The following is a 19172-nucleotide window of genomic DNA, read 5'->3' as shown; positions in this document are numbered from 1 at the left end:
TTTTTTATTCACATGCGAACTTGTTAATCTATTATTCTTCGAATTTGTCTATTAAAATAAGCACATGCAGCGATCAAAGGAGCTCCTCTCATGAGTACTAATCAATACACTCAGCTGGCCCAGCTGGGGCGTACTCGCTTAGGGCCGCTCGATAAAGTCTTGGGTAAGGATGGGGGCGTTTACGCCCGAATTACTATGCCAGTACCTGCGGCCACTGGAGTTTTTACACATCGAGCCCGTACGCTTAGGGATAATCCGCATCCTAATATTTGCCAAGTTTTCGCTGCGGGCATGACAGCTAACGGGGTGGAACTGATTCTCGAGTATGTAGAGGGCCCGACCCTTACTGCCCGTTTAGAACAAGGCGATTTAAGCGCTGAAGAAGCCGATCAGATTTGGAATCAATTGCAATCGGCATTAGCCCATATGCATGAATTAGGGCTGGTTCATGGTGAAGTAACTACCGATAACGTTCTTTTACCGACGTCGAAGCGTGCTGTCTTAATTGATCTATTTGCCCCTATGAAGTATTCGGAAGTGGAGCAAGTTAAGCATAACGACCTTTTCACTCAAGAGAATGACCTGAGTGCTTTAGACGATATCACCAATCGTTTAATGACGGCTTTACTTACTGACGGGCGCGTAACAAGGACCGATGCGACTAGCGAAAATGGTAATGAAGACTTGCTCCTTACTGAACAAACCGGAGGTAGTGGGCAAGAAGCGGATGCTTCATTGGCGGGAGTGCGAATTGGACAAGGTTTACAGCAGCAAGCTGCCAATGAGTTAGAAGCACAAATGCCTAATCCAGTGGGGACATGGATGGCTAAACATGAGACTTTGGCTCGTTGGCTCGCCCCTGGCCTTTTGTCTATTGTTGCTCTTATTGTAGTAGCTTGGTGGTTGGCGATGCCGGCAACTAATGTTGATATAGACCCCTTAGCTGAAACTGTAGTAAGCATGGAAACACCAGAGGAAACTCCGAGTGATGCGATGGGGCCAACAAAGGAATCGGTGACACCACAGGACACGGTAGAAAATCCTAATCCGGTAACAGCTAGTTCCGTTGCACCTACTGTGGCTAGCACGGTAGCAAATGATCCATTAGCTAGCGCTCGTGCAGTAGTTAATCAGCCAGCCGCAACTCCACGTGAAGTTGATCAGCCTCAAGCCGTGGCTATTCTCGGTGCGCTATTAGAACTACGTGACGCCGCGTTAATGTCAGGTGATATGGCATCCCTAAATCAGTTGACAGTAGTTGACTCCCTAGCTGCTAAAGAGGACGCCGAACTACTTACACGTTTGTCGGATGGGGGAAAGACGTTAAAGAACTACCACACTCAGGCCACTAATATTAAAATCGTAAAACAGGCCGATACGTCTTTGACTCTTTCAGCTGATTTGATGCAACTGCCATTCCAACAGTGCAATGGCAATGAATGTCAAGAAATTGGTCAGCAAGGTCCGGTTCCCACGGAATTTAACCTCGTCCCTAACCCGTGGCGGATTAGAAGCGCCGTACGGAAGTAAGGCATCGAATGAGGAATCTACGAGGTAAGTTGTTAAGCTCTTAAGTTATACCCTTGAGTCGTCTTGGCAACAGCGGATACCTTCGCAAAATATTTGAGCTGATTGTATTTCGTTCAAAATTATTTGTTACCAGCTTAGGATGAGGGCTATAGGACAGTAAGTGTGTCCCTGAGGCGGGTTTTCCCCTGTGTTTGCAGGGGAAAACCCGTTTTTTAGTTGGTTTGACTGAACTTCCCAGTCGGACAAAAAGTGTGTCTCTAACAAGGGTTTTACCGCGCTATCATGCGTAAAAGTGGCATTTCAAGTTCCCTGAGGTAGGGGTTCATATAGGACAAAAAGTGTGTCTCAAAGTCTCACTTTCGCCTGCGATTACGCCTAAAAATCGGGGCTAGAGTTAGCCAAAATTGGGGTATGAGTAGACCAAAATGCCCCACGTGTAAAACCCAGATGAAGAAGAACGGCACCACCACTTCAGGCACTACTCGCTGGAGGTGCTCAATGTGTAACGCCAGCACGAGCCTTAAGATCGATAATCGCGCTAAAACCATGAAACGCTTCCTTGAGTGGCTATTACACCCCTACCCGTTAAGCCGCTTACCTGGCGCAGGTAGAACCTTTCGACGTCAAACCGCCTGGTGCTGGGATTACTGGCCGGCAGCACCCCTATGCCCCGTATACACTGAGGTAGTTCATGTTGATGGTATTTATCTTGGGCGCAAAGCAGTCGTATTAATCGCCGCCGCTGCTGGGCAAAAAGTGCTTGCCTGGCATGTTGCCCGTAGGGAATGTGCAAGCTCATGGCAAGCCCTGCTACGTAAACTACAACGCCCATCAATCGTTGTTTGCGACGGCGGGAGCGGCTTTGCCAAGGCCTGTAAAGAACTATGGCCCACCACCAAAATCCAACGGTGCACCTTCCACGTGTTCACCAACATCAGAGCTCAAACCACACTCCACCCACGAACTGCGGCCGGAAGAGAAATCCTAAATCTAGGGCGTAAACTCCTTACAGTCCGCACCGAAAACGACAGAGACGAATGGATCGATCAATACCTATCCTGGTGCGCTCGTTACAAAGAATTCCTCGCCGAAACCACCCGCCTAGAAAACGGGCAAATCGTGCCAACACACGCCCGACTACTCAAAGTGCGCAACCTGCTTAACAACCTTTTGGCCAAAGGACATATCTTCACCTACCTAACCCCTGAGGCCTATCCAGACGGGAAAATACCAAAGGTAGAAGATCTCTTACCAGCAACCAACAACCTCATCGAAGGATCCATAAACTCGCCCCTGCGTGAACTCTTACACGCACACCGGGGAATGAGCTTACTGCACCGTCTAACCACCATCTGCTGGTGGTGCTATCGCCATTCATACAATCCACAAGATATCCCAACAATACTGAGCACAATATGGACCCACGACGAAATCCTTAAAGCCAACCAAAAAGCTGCCAACCCAACCCCAGACCCAGACTACAACTCCCTAATCGGCGGACCAATATTTGGAACATACCCGCTATACAAAGAACTCCACCACACCTACCACTACGAGAGGTAAAAATCAGACTACAGACACACTTTTTGTCCTATAGCCCTAGGATGATTAGCTAAGTCAGAATAATAGTTCGGGCTTCCCACTATTTAGGTGGGAAGCCCGAACTATTTAGCTATGCTAGCTTAGCGATATGGTTCACAAGCCAAGATCGGCAGTGAAGTCGCCAGCTTCCAAACGACGCTTAACATCCATGAGGTAACGGGCAGCATCTGCGCCGTCAACCAAACGGTGGTCGTAGGAGAGGGCCAAGTAAACCATGGAACGAATAGCGATTGCTTCGTTACCTTCAGCATCCTTGACTACCATTGGACGCTTGACAATGGTGCCTAGACCCAAGATGGCGGTTTCCGGCATATTGATAACTGGAGTATCAAACAAGGCGCCGCCAGAACCAGTGTTGGTAATGGTAAAGGTTGAACCGGAGAGTTCCTTCGGCTCTACCTTGCCGTCACGGGTGCGTGCAGCGAGATCGTTGATCGAATCTGCCAAACCAGCTAGATCCTTACCGCCGGCATCACGAACGACTGGTACGAACAGACCCTTAGGAGTATCAACCGCAATACCAATGTGTTCAGCATCGTGGTAGGTAACGGTGTGGTCGTCATTTACCGTGGCGTTGATCTTCGGGTGAGCGACCAATGCCTCGGTAGCAGCCTTAACGAAGAATGGCAAGAAGGTAAGCTTAGTGCCCTTCTTCTCAAGGAATTCGTTCTTGTAACGGGCGCGGAGAGCAGCCACCTTGGTGACGTCAACTTCCACGACGGTGGTTAGCTGTGCTGCGGTCTGCAAAGAATCAACCATACGCTTAGCAATGGTCTTGCGTAGCGGGGTCATCTTTTCAGTCTTGCCACGTAGCGGCGAAGGCTCAAGCTTAGCAGCTGGTTTAGCAGCGGCAGCAGGAGCTGCTGGAGCGGCTGGAGCAGCGGCTGGAGCAGCTGGGGCCTGAGCCTTAACAGCGGCATCTAGGACATCCTGCTTGCGGATACGGCCACCAACGCCGGTACCCTGTAGCTGGGAAAGATCAACGCCCTTTTCTGCGGCAAGTTTGCGGACGATTGGGGTTACGTAGCCAGAGCCGGAGGACTGACGGGAGGTAACTGCCTCGTCTGCACTAGCAGCGGCTGGAGCAGCAGGGGCCGATGGGGCAGAAGGAGCAGATGGATAAGTCCACTCGACTACCTTGTCGCCATCTTCGCCGTCCTTAACGGTCGATGGAATCTGTGAGCCAGGAACTTCGTCAGCCGAGCGCTCAGCCTTAGGAGCTGGTTCTGGCTTTGGTTCTGGTTCACCCTTTGCTGGTTCGTTGCTACCAATCTTAGCGATGACGGTACCAACCTCAACGGTTTCATCTTCGGGAACCACAATTTCAACGAGGTAGCCAGAAGCTGGGGAAGGAACTTCAGAGTCGACCTTATCGGTAGCAACTTCTACCAAAGGTTCATCTGCTTCGACCTTGTCGCCAACAGCCTTCAACCAGCTAGAGACTGTACCTTCGGTAACAGATTCGCCTAGTGCTGGCATCAAGACGTCAGTGGTTTCACCCTGGTCTGCGCTTGCGGAAGCTTCGGCCTTAGCTGGAGCTGCTTCAGCCTTTTCTTCCTTAGCTGGAGCTTCTTCCTTGGCTGGGGCTTCTTCAGCCGGGGCTTCGCCCTCGTCGCCAATGATGGCGATTTCGGTACCAACCTCAACGGTTTCATCTTCTTCGACCAAAATCTTTAGAAGTACGCCCGAAGCTGGGGCTGGAACTTCAGAATCAACCTTGTCGGTTGCAACTTCGACTAAGGGTTCATCGGCGGTAACCGCGTCACCCACAGACTTTAGCCAGGTAGTAACGGTGCCCTCGGTGACGGATTCACCAAGCGCCGGCATCTTTACAGAGGTGGACATTAAATTATCTCCTTGAGTTAACTAAATCAGTTGTGGGCGTGTAGAGGCTTACCAGCAAGAACCATGGCGGCTTCGCCAATAGCTTCGTTCTGGGTTGGGTGACCGTGAACCAAAGCAGCAAGATCCTCTGGGAATGCTTCCCAGCTAACCATGAGCTGGCCTTCGCCGACGAGCTCGGATACGCGAGCACCGAAAGCGTTGAAACCGACGATTGGACCATCTTCTACACTGATCAGGGTAATGAAACCGGTGGTGTTTAGAATCTGCGACTTGCCGTTACCAGCCAAGTTGTATTCTGCGACCTTCACCTTATCCTTACCGTACTTTTCTTCGGCCTGACGACGCGAGAGACCAACAGAGCAGATTTCCGGTTCACAGTAAGTGACGCGAGGAATCTCAGCGTCAACAACTTCGCGGGGGTTCAGGCCAGCGATTTCTTCTGCCACGAAAATACCGTGAGCGAAACCGCGATGGGCCAACTGGAGGCCAGGTACGATGTCGCCGACAGCGTAGATGTTGCCAACCCCAGTGTGGAGACGTTCGTTGGTGAGAACGAAGCCGCGATCCATGTTTAGACCAGCTTCTTCGTAACCGAGGTTTGCGGTAGCTGGGCCACGGCCAACTGCTACCAACATAAGATCGCCATCAACTTCGGTGCCATCTTCACAAGTAACGTGAACGCCCGAGTCGTCCTGAGTTACTGACTGGAAACGAGTACCGGTGTGGAACTTAATGCCGCGCTTACGGAAGGCGCGTTCTAGAGCCTTCGAAACGGTTTCATCTTCATTAGGAACGAGGTGATCGAAACCTTCGATAATGGTTACTTCACAGCCGAAGGAAGCCCAAACGGAAGCGAATTCAACACCGATTACACCGCCACCAAGAATTACGGCGCGCTGTGGCACCCAATCAAGCTGGAGTGCCTGTTCGGAGGTAATCACGCGGCCTTCGATGGGGAGGTTTGGCAAGGAACGGGAGTAAGAACCCGAAGCTAGAACGATGTTCTTGCCCTTGATTTCCTGACCGTTAACTGTGACGGTGTCCTTGGCAGTGAGGCGACCCCAACCGGTGATTAGGTCAACCTTGCGGGACTTAATCAGACCTTGGAGGCCCTTGTATAGACGGGAAATAACGCCTTCGCGGTACTTATTGACTGCGCCCATGTCGATGCCCTGGTATTCCGAGAGCACGCCAAACTGAGCGGATTCCTTTACTGCGTCAGCAGTTTCTGCTGCGTGGAGTAGCGCTTTGGTTGGGATGCAGCCGCGGTGCAAACAGGTGCCGCCGACTTTGTCGCCTTCGATCAAAGCAACTTTCATGCCGAGCTGAGCACCTCGAAGGGCAGCAGCATAGCCACCAGAACCTCCACCTAGGATGACGAGGTCGTATACAGTTTCGCTCACGTGTAGATCTCCTTAGAATCACGAGTATTTTTACGTGGCCACTCGGAGACTGTTACACCACCGAGTGCACTTAGGTCTAGTGTCCCACTTTTGGGACGTTCATGCGCTAGAAAGTGAGTGAGCATGTTTTTTGTCACACTAACTTGCTAAGCGATCTAAGTTATAGAGTTCGTAGGAAGTTAACTAGGGAACGTACCCCAGCGCCGGTGGCTCCTTCGACGGTGTAACCCCATTGCGATTGTTCGTTAAAAGCGGGGCCAGCGATATCGATGTGAGCCCATGGCAGATCGCCTACAAAGTTAGAGAGGAAATCGCCTGCGAGCATCATGCCGCCGGCTCGAATCTTCGAGGAATTCATAATGTCAGCCACCTTCGACTTATTCGCTTCGGGGCCTTCTTCCAACATAGGCATTTCCCAGAATGATTCGCCAGCTGCTTGGGCAGCAGCAGTAACCTTTGCCGGTAGGCCGCCTTGTCCCATTACCCCAGCGTAACGATTGCCGAGGGCGACGACTGCAGCGCCGGTCAAGGTAGCCACGTCAACTAGCATCTGTGCGGAGGTTTCTCCGGCCAAAGAAAGAGCATCGGCCATAACCAAACGACCTTCAGCATCGGTATTAGTTACTTCGACCTTTACTCCATTGCGCATAGTCAATACATCCGAGGGGCGCTGAGCATTTCCACCAGGCATGTTTTCAGCCAAAGCCAGATAAGTGTCGATCTGGACTGGTAGCTCGAGCTTGGCCGCTGCGACAGTAGCACCTAGAACCGTAGCTGCACCGCCCATATCGGTCTTCATTAGCCCCATATTGGTAGCTGGCTTGAGCGAGATGCCGCCGGTATCAAAAGTAATGCCTTTACCGATCAAAGCAATATGCGACTTAGCAGCAGCAGGACGGTAAGAGAGTTTAACTAAGAAAGGAGGGCGAGAAGAACCTCGACCGACACCAACTAGACCGCCGCAACCTTCTGCTTGCAAGCGTTCGAAATCCCATACTTCACATTCGATCGGAAGATCAGCAACGGCTGCTTTAGCGCGTTCAACGAATTCTCCGGGGTAGAGATCCAAAGCTGGAGTATTGACCAGATCACGAGTGAGATTAGTGGAAGCAACTTCGATTTCGGCAGTTTCTAAGGCTGTTTTAGCTTCTGCTTCTGAGACAGTGCCGGTGGCAAAGTGGATTTCTGCAATGTGCTTATCCTTTTCGGATTTGTAAGCATCGAACCGGTAAGCGCCAAGTCCGGCACCAGTGATCAAAGCGTTGAGCAAATCGGCCTCGTCTAGCTGGATATCGAAAGCTAAACGGGCGAACTTTGACTTACCGGTCGCATAACCGGCTGCTCGGCGAAGGGACTGTGCATCTAGATCGGATAGCTTCCCAATCCCGGTCAGAATAATTGCCTTTGCCGCAACTTCTGCTGGAGCAGGGAGGACGGCAAAGGAATCAAGTTTTCCGCTAGCTTGGACTAGTTCGAGCTGCTCATTTAGTCGCGAAATAACTTCTGACGACAAAGAGGACTTAACAATTTTTGCGGTTTCGTTTTCTTTACTAACTGCCAAAACAAGGGCATCTACTGCTAGCTCGGCAGCATTCTGAGTGGATAGGTTAAAATCAGTCATATTTATATCCTAATCGTTTCTAGGACAAAGCAAGTGTTAGCCTTGCGGGAGGACCATTTTTGGCTGAGCAACAGAAAACGACAGCACTGGTTAAGCCAGCAGTCGATCGACGTCGGCCGTCTTATGGCTTGGCCCGAATTGTTTATGCTCTATTGGTTGTATTTGCTTTATTTTCAACTGTTGAAGTCTTTTCTCAAAGCTACAATTTTGGATTTAACAAACAGACTTTACTTGCCACTATCGCTTTCATTGATTATTGGCTTATCGCTATTGGATTAATTCATAACGGTAGGCGGATGCGGAAGATCGCTTTAGTAGCAATTTTGCTTTCTTGGTTCGCCCTATTAGGTCTTGGGCTTTTTGCATGGGTTAACGGGAATGCAAACGGATTATCATTAACTATTTGGGAAAGCTTTGGGGCTAAATGGGGTTATTTGCCTCTATTGTTTGCTGCCTTTGTTAGTTTCTGGTGGTACTTTTCTAGCCCAAATCGAATCGTAGAACGGGCCGAACGGGCTCAAAGAAGAAGAGAAAAATTGCTTTAAAATTAAGTTATTGGGGGCCACAAGAGGATCTTGTGGCCCCCAATAACTAGATAAGGCTAGACGGCAACTAGATAAAGCTAGACAGCGCCAGGAAAACCTAGCTGTTGTAAGGCTGCATATAATCCAATAGCTGCAGAATTAGCTAGATTTAAAGAACGTACTCCTGGCATCATAGGAATGCGTACGCGTCCAGTTACTCGTGGATGCGCCATGGCGCTTTCTGGAAGACCGGTAGGCTCTGGACCATAGAGCAAGCCATCTCCATCTTGATAAGTAACATCAGTATGGAAAGTATTTGCATGACCAGTAAAAGCCCAGATATTTCCAGGAATAGCAGCTAATGCTGACTCGAAGTCTGGATGGACCTGAACATGCGCTAAATCGTGATAATCCAAGCCAGCGCGACGTAGCTTGGCATCATCCATAGAAAAACAAAGCGGTTCTACTAGATGCAACATAGTTCCGGTGCAAGCAGACAGTCGAATAGCGTTCCCAGTATTACCAGGAATGCGTGGTTCATAAAAAATAGTGTGTAGCAAGAGCAGCTTCCTAAGCTTGATAGGTGCCGGTTAGCGTGGCACGGGCAATCGTATGGAATAGAGCATTGAAACAAACTGCGGCAATACTCGTTTCGTCGTCCAATTCTAAGGTGGGAACGCTCAGAGCATGAACTGCAAAGACGTAACGGTGAGGACGATCATTTTCTGGAGGATTAGGTCCGTAATAGGCAGCTGTACCGGCGTCATTAACGCTATGAAAAGCTGTGCTAGGGAGCAGTAAATCAGATTCTCCCCAACCGGAATCAAAATTAGTAATTTCAGTAGGGATGTCTTGAACGCACCAATGCCAAAATCCAGAAGGAGTGGGGGCGTCTGGATCGAAACAAGTTAATAAAAATGATTCTGTTTCTTGTGGGAACCCCGTCCAAGCAAGTTGTGGAGAAATGTTATCTCCGTTTGCTAAGAGCTTATGCGGTAGCGGGGAATCGGCGTCAAAATCTTGGGAAGTCAAAGAGAAAGTGGGAACTTCTGGCAATAAATCGTAAGGGAAGGGAGCTAGGGGGCGAGAGTTTAAATCCATCTTTTTTCCTTTGTTTGACAGGCTTTTAATCATTTTAGAGCAGTGGGGCTTAGGTTACTAGCTAGGGAATAGTTCGAGATGCAAAAAGCGAAAAACCATCTAAACTAAAAATAGTTTATCGAACAAATGTTCGAACAGGAGGTGGTTTGGGATGAAAAGTAAATCTCAGCGCTTAGCGCTAGCGCGTCAGGCTTTAGCTAAGGCAGAGGAAAAAACAGGTCTTTCTGGCATTACTTACCTACCTCTACCAGAATCGTCTGGAGCAAATAAGTTAGCGCGAGAAAAGCCACTTCCTTTAGGAGATTTTTCTAATGGAGTAGATAAAGGAATGGGGGAATTGTTTCGAACTATTTCGCAGCAAGTGCCTTCAGATGGTTGGGGAGTCTTAGTGGATTGTAAGCATCTAGGTTGGGCAAGGTTGTTGGCAGAAGGTGTGCGGGTCGATAATCTGATAGTTGTTCCGCAATCTTTAGAGCACACTCAGGCTATCGCTGCAATCTTTTTAGAAGTTGCTGATTTGTTGATCCTAGATCGAGAGAAACTAAGTTACCGACAATGGCAAATATTGTTAGCGAAGGCTCGGCGTAAGCAGGCCGTCTTGTTGGACTATCGGTCATATTATCCGACGCTAAGTTTGCCTCTTCAAAAGCGGGTGGGGTAAATGGAAATAGCTTGTCTGTATGCGCCAGATTGGGAAACTAATGCTCTAACGGCGGATATTCCAGTTGGTTTTCCGGCTGCAGTGTTGGTAAACCAAAAAGTTAAATCAATAAATCATCCTGCTCGTTTGTTTGGAGTTCAGGAGGGGATGCCAAGATCGCAGGCTATGAGGCTTTGTCCTGACTTATTAATAGTGCCGCCAGATCAACAACGAGTCGGCAGGGCATTTGGTGCTGTGGTGAAAGCTGCTATGAAGGTGCTAGGACCGGTCGGCACGCCGCGCCCTGGCTTACTGTGGGCACCTGTAGGAGGATTGCGACGTCATTATGAAAGTTTTAGTGATTTATTGGCTGCTTTGCTAGAAGAAGTGACTCAAGCTACTGGGGTCGAAGCCTTGGTGGGAGGGGGAGAGAATCTTTGGTTAGCTTTTAATGCGGCGAAAAAATCGGAAGTATTTTTAGCTAAGCGTGATATTGCTGTAGTAAGTGAAATTAACCTATCGGGAATACCTGAAACAGGTTTATGGCCATCCGATATTCAAAGCATGGATTTCTTTTCTCAGTTAGCCCAAATGGGAATTAAAACTATGGCAGATTTGAAAACCATTGGCTCTACCGCACTTGTCAACCGTTTTGGCTACTTAGGGTTGCTTTTATGGCAAATTGCGATTGAAGATAATGATTTATATTGGGGAACGACTAAAACTACAGAAGAAGAGGTAAGGGCTCGCGTAGAATTTGATTATCCTGTTGCTACTACAGCTGCTGTCATGTTGGCTAGTAGTAGGAAAATAAATGATTTTTATAGAAATATGCAACGAAAAGGCTATGTGCCAAAAGTGCTGCAAATGATAGCTACTTGGGATAATCAGCAGGTATCAAAACGAAATTGGTTGCTACCTTATCAAGCTACTTCTGATGAGATTTTAGAACGTTTGCAATGGCAAATGGAAGCCTGGTGTCAAGGCGATAGTGGCACTTTAGACCGTGGAAGTCTTAGGGCACTAGAAATAGTGGCTAAGCAGTCATGGCAAGGAGAACTAACTTCCCCATTGTGGGGGAAAAATAGTGCTTCCTATGTGGCTATGGAACAAGCAATAGAGAAAGCTAAAACACTAATCGGAGAAGATAATATTTGCCAATTGGTTTTAGCTGGTGGACCAGATCCGCGTAACGAAGTGCAGATGCTTCCTTGGGGGAGGGGGAATCAAAATGAAACTAAAAAAGAAGTTAAGAAAAACGATGTATGGATGGGAAGTCTAATTGGAGTAGGGCAATGGCCTAGCATCGTTTTTACTCCACCCCTAAAAATTGCTTTGAAGTCAGCAAATGGGAATGAAGTACTGATTGATAAGGGGGGAAATTTTAATGAACTCCCAACCAAATTAGAGTTTTCTAGTGAGGCTCTAAAAGTAATCTCTCCTTGGGAGGATAGGGCGCAGATAGCTTTGCAAGAGGAGATAGAACCATGGCCGGTGTGGGGTACTTGGTGGGAAAAAATGGACCCTAAATTAGTGCTGGAAAAATCGATGCAAGGTGACCGTACTCCACGAGGCTATTGTTATCTACAAAGTACTTTAAAAGTGCCTGTTTTATTGCTTTTTCAGCATGGGAAATGGTTTTTAGAAGGTGTCTATTGTGATTAAGGACAGTTTTAAGTAGGGAAGCCAAGAAGAAGAAAATAATATTTAAATCTACTGAGCAAAAATAGGTTATCGACTAAAGTAGCACTCAGGCTAAAATCGCAAAGGGGAGCAAATGGCAAAACTATATTTTCGCTACGGAGCAATGAACTCCGGTAAGTCAACCGCTTTGCTACAAGCTGCGTTTAACTATGAAGAAAGAGGCATGCGAGTACTGCTTGCCAAGCCACAAATTGACTCAAAAGGGGAGCAACAGATTGTTTCTCGTTTGGGGGTTAGTCGCGAAGTAGATTTGCTACTTCACCCCAATGATGATGTGCAAGAGCGATTCCGTCAAAAGGCTAGAGGATATGAACCAGAAGCTTTAGTAGCTGAAGTAAAGATTCCTCCGGTAGCGGCTTTACTCGTTGACGAAGCTCAATTTTTAACTCCCACTCAAATTGATTCTTTATTGCGAATTGCGCTTGAAGATAATATCCCTGTATTAGCTTATGGAATTCGAACAGATTTTCAGACAGTAGCATTTCCTGGAGCTCAAAGATTACTAGAAATTGCGCACACTCTAGAAGAACTAAAAACAATTTGTCGTTGCGGTAGAAAAGCAATTTTTAATGCCCGAAAAGTAGGCGATGAATTCGTCTTTATCGGTGATCAGGTAGCAATAGATGGGGTGGCGGTTACTTATGAATCATTGTGCGGCGCCTGTTATCTGCAGGAATCAGGTGGAAGGTTAAGAACCTATGTCGAACCTGCCTGAACTGGCCTTACCGGAAGATCTAATCTCAGATTTATTAGCCTGTACCGATGAAGTAATTGCCTCTTTATGCGGGGCAAACGAGTATGTACAAGGAAATAACTACGCTAAAAATGAGCGAGTATTTGCCTTAAAACTGGTGAGTGATGAATACCGCCAAGAGGTTTATGCGCAAGTTCTAGGAAAAGGGCGTCTTTATACTGGAAAATTAGTATTTAGTCCTGCTCAGGATCCACAGTTAGGCTGTACCTGTCCGAGGGGTGGCAACTGTAAGCATAATGCGGCGGTTTTAATAAAACTTCGAGAACAAGCCCAAATGCAAGGAGCTGGAGACTGGCGTTCATTATTGAATACATTCGGCGCCATAGTGCCGAAGCCTAATGGACAACAAGATCCGAGCCAGCTAGGTATTCGGTTCAGTTTTGGGACAAACACTGAGATTATGCCAATAATCCGGCGCAAGGGAGATAAAAAATTTCTTCCGTTGTCGCTCAGTACCCTCAACGATTTGCAAAGAGGGCAATACCATCAGGCTGACATTTCAGCCGGAGCAGTTAGCGCTTTACTAGATTTTTTAAACTTTAGTCAAATTCGTTTTCGCTCTAATGACTATTGGCAGTTAAACGAAATTCATCCTGAAATGTTGGAAAAGTTGATTGCTTGTAAGCGACAAAATCTGGTATTTCTAGATATTAATGACCAAATAATCGAACTCTCAGATTATCCTGCTTTGGCACGCCTTTGGATTGACCAAGCTGAGAATTCCTCTAAAGATAAAGGCCCCCTGAGTGTTCGTCTAGGATTTTGGCAGCCATGTTACGAAATGCAAACTGGATTAATCGAAATTCTGGACTATCAGGTGGCAGATCTGAATGGAAAGTTGATCTACGAATCGACAACCAGAACACTTTATCCTTGTGTTGAACAACTACCCTTAGCGTTTCTGCGAAAATTTGAACAGCAAAGCATTCTTGAAATTCCAGAAAATGCTAGGAAGAATTTTGAATCAGAAGTAGCTACTGTATTAGCAAATGTTCTAACTTTATCCTCGCACACTGAATGGTCTCTGCCTGCTCCGCCCCAGACTAGGTGGGGGATTGGAGTTACTTGGCTCGTATCTGCCCTTACCAATAAAGCGATTGAGATCCAGCTGCTCTGGGGAATAGATGAAAAACACGCGCAAGGGTACTTCCCTGGGAATCTACCTACAGAAGATGAACAGCGACTGCAAACTAAGCTGGCTGAGCTAAGGGCGAAGCTACCTCCTATTTTCTCGGCTGCAGTACGTCCCTATGCAAAAGTGCAATTAGCGTTACCCACTTGGTTGCAGCTACGTGAAGAACTGCATAGGCTGGTAAAAAGTGGAGAAATATTTTGGCGAGTAGATCCTCAGCTGCTTGAACTTGAGCTAAATGAAGGGGAAGTACAAATCGCCTTATCGCCTAGCTTTAAACCGGAAATGGACTGGCTAGACATTGCGATTACTGTCAAAGTTCAAGGAAAAGAAATTCCGCTCAAGAAAATACTGGTAGCGCTTAGCGCCAAACAAAAGTACTTGATTGAAGGGAAACAAGTCATTTCCTTGTCAGATCCTGCACTTGAGAAACTTAAAGATCTAATTGTTGAATCTCAACAGTTTAATGGGATAAAAAGTAATGAACCCCTAGCTGGGGAACTAAAGTTATCTAAAGCGCAAATTGGCATTTGGGAAGATCTAGTTGAATTAGCAGAAAATGCGCCCAAAAATTGGGGAGACTTCTTTCCACGACTGGAGGAAAACTATCAGGTTCCCCCGCTTACGGCTAATAAAGATTTTACGTTAAGAAGCTATCAACGGTCTGGCTATGTTTGGCTCTACCAGCGCGCAATTCAGGGCCTCGGAGGGATTCTAGCCGATGATATGGGCCTGGGGAAGACCCTCCAAATGCTGACGCTAATCGCTAGTTTGAAACAGCAAAAACAGCTTCAAGATAGTTCTCCTGTATTGGTAGTAGCTCCTACTTCAGTGCTTGGAACTTGGCGTAGCGAAGCCCAAAGATTCTATCCCGAGCTAAAAGTAGTAGTGCTGGCTAATCGAAGTAATGAGCTAAGCAAGTTAGAAGCGAACATTGCTGACGCAGACATCGTTATTACGTCTTATGCGGTTGCGCGTTTAGACGAGAGCTTGCACGAGCAAATAACCTATAGCGGGCTAATCCTAGATGAAGCCCAAGCAGTCAAGAATCCTCAGACTAAACTCTATCGGGCACTCAAAGCGATAAAGGCGAATTGGTGTTTTGCTATCACCGGTACCCCAGTAGAGAACTCGGTTATGGATTTGTGGGCTTTACTCTCGTTGTGTGTGCCAAATCTTTTGCCAAAAGCTACTTTCTTCCGACAAGTCTTTGTAAAAGCGATCGAAAAAGAAGGCGATCAAGATCGCCTAGACCAATTACTAGATCGAATCCACCCGTATCTTTTGCGTCGAACAAAGTCTGAAGTAGCTCTTGAGCTGCCACCTAAAACTGAGCAAGTAGTGCGGCTTGAGCTTGACCCTAAACATAAAAAGCTTTACGACAGCTTCCTAATCAGAGAGAAACAAAAAATACTTGGCATGCTAGGAGATATTCAAGATAATCGACTGGCGATTCTCAGTTCCTTGACCCGATTGCGGCAGCTGGCGATAGATCCAGCGCTACTATCTGCTGATTATGAAGATATTCAAAGTGTAAAAATCGACTTCCTTACTTCAGAACTGGAAACTATTCAAGCGGATGGGCATAAAGTGCTGGTCTTCTCTCAATTTACGAGTTTCCTACAACGAGTAGCCAAAGCATTAGAAAATCGTGGAATCAGCTTCGATTACCTAGACGGGGCTACTAGGAAACGGCCAGAGGTGATTGAACACTTTAAACAAAGTGACACAACCGCTTTTCTTATCTCGCTCAAAGCCGGCGGTACTGGTCTTACGTTAACTGAAGCAGATTATGTTTACCTAGTAGACCCATGGTGGAATCCTGCCGCCGAAGCGCAAGCTGTAGATCGCGCTCATCGTATTGGTCAAGATAAAAAAGTTCACGTCTACCGTCTAATTTCTGCGGGAACTATCGAAGAAAAAGTTGTTGAGCTACAAGAACGCAAACAAAGCATTATTACTTCGGTGGTCGAAGGTGCTAAAGATCTTGCTAAGCAAGGGACACTTAGCGCTTCAGACATTGAGAACCTATTATCTGATTAGAACGTCAAAATAGGCTGTGCCCCCAGTAACCTCCATATTGACAAAACCTTAAATAGTATTTGAGAGAAAAAAGATACTTTCGAATCTGGTTAGGGGAGCAGGGCACAAGCTGATAAAATCGAACATATGTTCGATAGGTATTTTGAGTTGCATGCGCACAGTGCTTTCTCATTCTTGGCTGGGACTGCGCTTCCGGCAGAAGTCGTGGCGCAAGCAGCAAAACTAAAATACGCAGGGATAGCCATCTGTGATAATGACGGATTATTCGGAGCTGTACAAATACATCAGGCAGCGCAAAAAGCAAAAATTAAGGTTGGATATGGTAGTGAACTCAGTTTCCAAACTCATGGAAATCTCCCGATTCTAGCTTGGAGGTTAGCTGGGTATAGACAAATCTCTACCCTGATTTCGAAACATAATCTCAACGCCTCCCAATATCAGCCCCAAAAGTACAGTCTGGCAGAGATTCCCAAATCGACTCTAGTGCTGACCGGTAGTGAAAATGGGGCGTTACTTAAATACCTCAAACCTGGTAGGTATTTCGATTACCAGCAAGCGGATACCGCCCTCGGCCAGCTAAAAAACGAAGTATCTCAAGGCCTCTTGGCGGTAGAAATGCCCTATCGGCAACAAGCCGGACGGAAAGAGGTGCAAGCAGCTCTCGCCGAACTAGCTCAAAAGCATCGTCTTCCGTTAGTTGCCACCTGTGCCGCCAAAATCTGTCACCCTGACCAAATCCCCTTAGGAGACATACTGGCGGCAAATGCTGCCTATACTTCTTTAAATGCCGGGCAAGCATCGTTCCCGACACAACGGCCATATCTGCGCAGTCTGCCACAAATATCGCAGCATTATCGTGATTATCCGCAAGCCCTCGACAATGCCTATCAACTGGGAAAAGATATTGCCTTTGATTTATCTTCTCTCGAACCTCGCTTACCCACTAATCTGCAACAACTGCAAAATCCGAATAAAACCCTAAGAGAAAAAGTAGCGGCAGGAGCAAAAGAACGATACGGGACTAAAACAACTAATCCAGGAGCATGGCAACAGCTCGAACATGAACTAAAAGTGATTGCCGAAAGTGGCTTCGCAACCTACTTTCTGATCGTTCATGACATCGTGCATTTTTGTCAACGGCAAGGCATCCTCTGTCAAGGGAGAGGGTCGGCCGCTAACTCAGTGGTCTGCTACGTGTTAGGGATTACCGCCGTAGATGCTTACCGACATCAGCTTATGTTCGAACGATTTCTCTCCAGCGGACGAAAAGAACCACCCGATATTGATATCGATATCGAGTCAGATAGACGAGACGAAGTTATCGACTATGTTTATCAAACCTATGGGCGAGAAAGGGCTGCCCTCGTTTGTAACGTGGTTACTTACCGGCCACGCGCTGCAGTCAGAGAAGTAGCCAGAGCTGCTGGATACAGCCAAAACGAAATCAACGAAATGGGCCGGCAAGTTCGGCATAGCCGGAGAATGCCAGGAAAACCGGATCCTTTTGCCGCACTGCCACCACTCGTGCAAAAAATGGCACCACAATTATTGCACCTGCCTAGGCATCTAGGGATTCACCCAGGAGGCATGGTGCTAGCAGATCGTCCCTTAAGCGAAGTCTGCCCTCTACAATGGGCTAGCAAAACAGGTAGAACGATCCTGCAATGGGACAAAACAGACTGCGCGCAGATCGGCCTCGTCAAATTCGACCTACTAGGGCTTGGCATGCTAGGAGCCTTGCAAAAATGCTTCCGACAACTACAAGCAAGTGGAATCAACGGCACGGATGGCAAACAACTAAACCTGCATAACTTGCCACCGGAAGATCCCAAGGTTTACGACATGCTCTGCCAAGGCGACACTATCGGCCTCTTTCAAGTTGAATCAAGAGCCCAAATGAATACGCTGCCACGCCTAAAGCCACGTTGCTTTTACGACCTCGTTATTGAAGTTTCCTTAATTCGGCCAGGCCCAATTCAAGGCAATGCAGTTAACCCGTACTTACGAAGAAGAGCCGGCAAAGAAGCAATCACTTATCCGCATCCGTTACTTAAACCAGCGCTTCAAAAAACTTTAGGAGTTCCGCTATTTCAAGAACAGTTAATGCAGATCGCAATTGATGTTGCCGACTTTACCCCCGCTCAAGCCGATGCCCTCAGACGTGCCATGGGAGCAAAACGTTCAAGCGAACAAATGGCAGAAATCAAAAAACCACTTTTAGCTGGCATGGCGAAAAAAGGAGTTCCCGCCAAAGTAGCGGAAGAAATCTTCCAACAACTAGCAAGCTTTGCGCTTTATGGCTTTCCCGAATCACACGCCTTTAGCTTCGCCTATATTGTGTATGCCTCGGCCTGGCTCAAAAGATATTATCCTGAAGTATTTTTCGCAGCCCTATTAAACAGTCAACCCATGGGCTTTTACTCACCAGCTACTTTGGTAGCCGATGCCAAAAGACACCAAGTAATAATTGAACCGATCGATATTAATCAATCCCACTGGGAAAATATAGCCACGCTCGCAACCCCACAGGCTAGGGGAAAAATCCGCTTGGGTTTCCTGCAGATTAAAGGGCTGTCTGCCGAGGTCGCCCAAAAAATTGTGACAGAACGCCAGCAACATGGGCCATATACCACCATGGCAGAGGTAGCGAGCAGAGTAGGGTTAAAAACCAAAACGCTCAACCGCTTAGCCCAAGCTGGAGCCTTTGAAAGTTTAGCAATCAGCATCAGACAAGCCCTGTGGCAAAGTCCTTATAGCAGCGTCGAAACTAGTGGGCCTAGCTGGTATCAACCGCCAATCGCTGGCAGTGCCCAAGGGCTATACACGCCGCACTTACCCGCCCTCGGTCAGCTAGAAAAAATTACCCAAGAATTAGCTACCACCCGAGTAATGTCGCGCCACCCCATGGAATTATGGCGGCCACAACTTGAAGGTCAGGGAATCAAACTAAACAGTGAACTGGGGAAACTACCAGCTGGGGAACGTATTTGGCTCGGCGGCCTGATCACTCATCGACAAAGGCCACCTACCGCCCACGGAATTACCTTTCTTTCTCTAGAAGATGAGACTGGGCTAGTAAATGTAGTTTGCAGTGTTGGATTCTGGCAAAAGTACCATCGGATTCTCGGTACCTCATCAGCCGTATTGATTCGCGGAATTGTTGAGCGAGATGGGGGAGCCAGTGTGCTCAATGCCGACGCAGCCAAAGTGATTGAAACGCAACTTCAGATTCGTTCACGCGACTACTGTTGAACTTTGAGTGTTCGGTATGAA

Annotated in this window: 13 protein-coding genes; 8 read left to right on the top strand and 5 right to left on the bottom strand. The window is 47.5% G+C overall.

All coding sequences use genetic code 11. The features are described 5' to 3' along the window. Positions 1 to 90 precede the first annotated feature (90 nt). The gene (locus tag BK816_RS05350; protein ID WP_071164255.1) at positions 91 to 1530 is read left to right on the top strand and encodes a protein kinase domain-containing protein; all 1440 of its coding nucleotides are present in this window, start codon (positions 91 to 93) and stop codon (positions 1528 to 1530) included. A 411-nt stretch (positions 1531 to 1941) separates the two neighbouring features. After that, positions 1942 to 3093 (top strand): IS1249 family transposase, encoded by a 1152-nt coding sequence (locus tag BK816_RS05345; protein ID WP_156981946.1) that lies wholly within the window; start codon positions 1942 to 1944, stop codon positions 3091 to 3093. 132 nt (positions 3094 to 3225) lie between these two features. Here the strand turns inward: BK816_RS05345 and sucB are convergent, their stop codons facing one another. The 3 genes from sucB to BK816_RS05330 form a co-directional block, all read right to left on the bottom strand. Next, positions 3226 to 4977, bottom strand: coding sequence for a 2-oxoglutarate dehydrogenase, E2 component, dihydrolipoamide succinyltransferase (gene sucB / locus BK816_RS05340; RefSeq protein ID WP_071164254.1), 1752 nt, complete (start codon positions 4975 to 4977; stop codon positions 3226 to 3228). 26 nt (positions 4978 to 5003) lie between these two features. Beyond that, entirely contained in the window at positions 5004 to 6380 is a 1377-nt protein-coding gene (gene lpdA / locus BK816_RS05335) for a dihydrolipoyl dehydrogenase (RefSeq protein WP_071164253.1), read from the bottom strand. A gap of 160 nt (positions 6381 to 6540) precedes the next feature. Next, positions 6541 to 8001 (bottom strand): leucyl aminopeptidase, encoded by a 1461-nt coding sequence (locus BK816_RS05330; RefSeq protein WP_071164252.1) that lies wholly within the window; start codon positions 7999 to 8001, stop codon positions 6541 to 6543. 59 nt (positions 8002 to 8060) lie between these two features. Here BK816_RS05330 and BK816_RS05325 point away from each other — a divergent pair, with 59 nt between their 5' ends. Then, positions 8061 to 8546, top strand: coding sequence for a hypothetical protein (locus BK816_RS05325; RefSeq protein WP_071164251.1), 486 nt, complete (start codon positions 8061 to 8063; stop codon positions 8544 to 8546). A gap of 77 nt (positions 8547 to 8623) precedes the next feature. On the opposite strand, the gene BK816_RS05320 is transcribed toward BK816_RS05325, so the two are convergent. Together BK816_RS05320 and BK816_RS05315 are read right to left on the bottom strand one after the other, a co-directional pair. Then, on the bottom strand, positions 8624 to 9085 hold the full coding sequence (locus tag BK816_RS05320; RefSeq protein WP_071164250.1) for a tRNA (cytidine(34)-2'-O)-methyltransferase: 462 nt from the start codon (positions 9083 to 9085) through the stop codon (positions 8624 to 8626). A 10-nt stretch (positions 9086 to 9095) separates the two neighbouring features. Beyond that, the gene (locus BK816_RS05315) at positions 9096 to 9626 is read right to left on the bottom strand and encodes a YbhB/YbcL family Raf kinase inhibitor-like protein (RefSeq protein ID WP_071164249.1); all 531 of its coding nucleotides are present in this window, start codon (positions 9624 to 9626) and stop codon (positions 9096 to 9098) included. 151 nt (positions 9627 to 9777) lie between these two features. On the opposite strand from BK816_RS05315, the gene BK816_RS05310 reads away from it, so the two are divergent. The 5 genes from BK816_RS05310 (at position 9778) to BK816_RS05290 (ending at position 19151) form a co-directional block, all read left to right on the top strand. Continuing rightward, positions 9778 to 10287, top strand: coding sequence for a hypothetical protein (locus tag BK816_RS05310; protein ID WP_071164248.1), 510 nt, complete (start codon positions 9778 to 9780; stop codon positions 10285 to 10287). Continuing rightward, the gene (locus tag BK816_RS05305) at positions 10288 to 11931 is read left to right on the top strand and encodes a Y-family DNA polymerase (protein WP_083379088.1); all 1644 of its coding nucleotides are present in this window, start codon (positions 10288 to 10290) and stop codon (positions 11929 to 11931) included. Between the two features lie 112 nt (positions 11932 to 12043). Then, positions 12044 to 12685, top strand: a complete 642-nt coding sequence (locus tag BK816_RS05300) for a thymidine kinase (protein ID WP_071164246.1) — start codon at positions 12044 to 12046, stop codon at positions 12683 to 12685. Next, positions 12669 to 15899, top strand: coding sequence for a DEAD/DEAH box helicase (locus BK816_RS05295; RefSeq protein WP_071164245.1), 3231 nt, complete (start codon positions 12669 to 12671; stop codon positions 15897 to 15899). The genes BK816_RS05300 and BK816_RS05295 overlap by 17 nt, the downstream gene beginning before the upstream one ends. Positions 15900 to 16025: 126 nt before the next feature. Beyond that, positions 16026 to 19151, top strand: coding sequence for an error-prone DNA polymerase (locus BK816_RS05290; RefSeq protein ID WP_071164244.1), 3126 nt, complete (start codon positions 16026 to 16028; stop codon positions 19149 to 19151). Positions 19152 to 19172: the final 21 nt, after the last annotated feature.

This window comes from Boudabousia tangfeifanii (assembly GCF_001856685.1).
GTDB lineage: Bacteria > Actinomycetota > Actinomycetes > Actinomycetales > Actinomycetaceae > Boudabousia > Boudabousia tangfeifanii.
The sequence above is the reverse complement of the archived record's forward strand: the minus strand, read 5'-3'. Positions and strand labels throughout refer to the sequence as shown.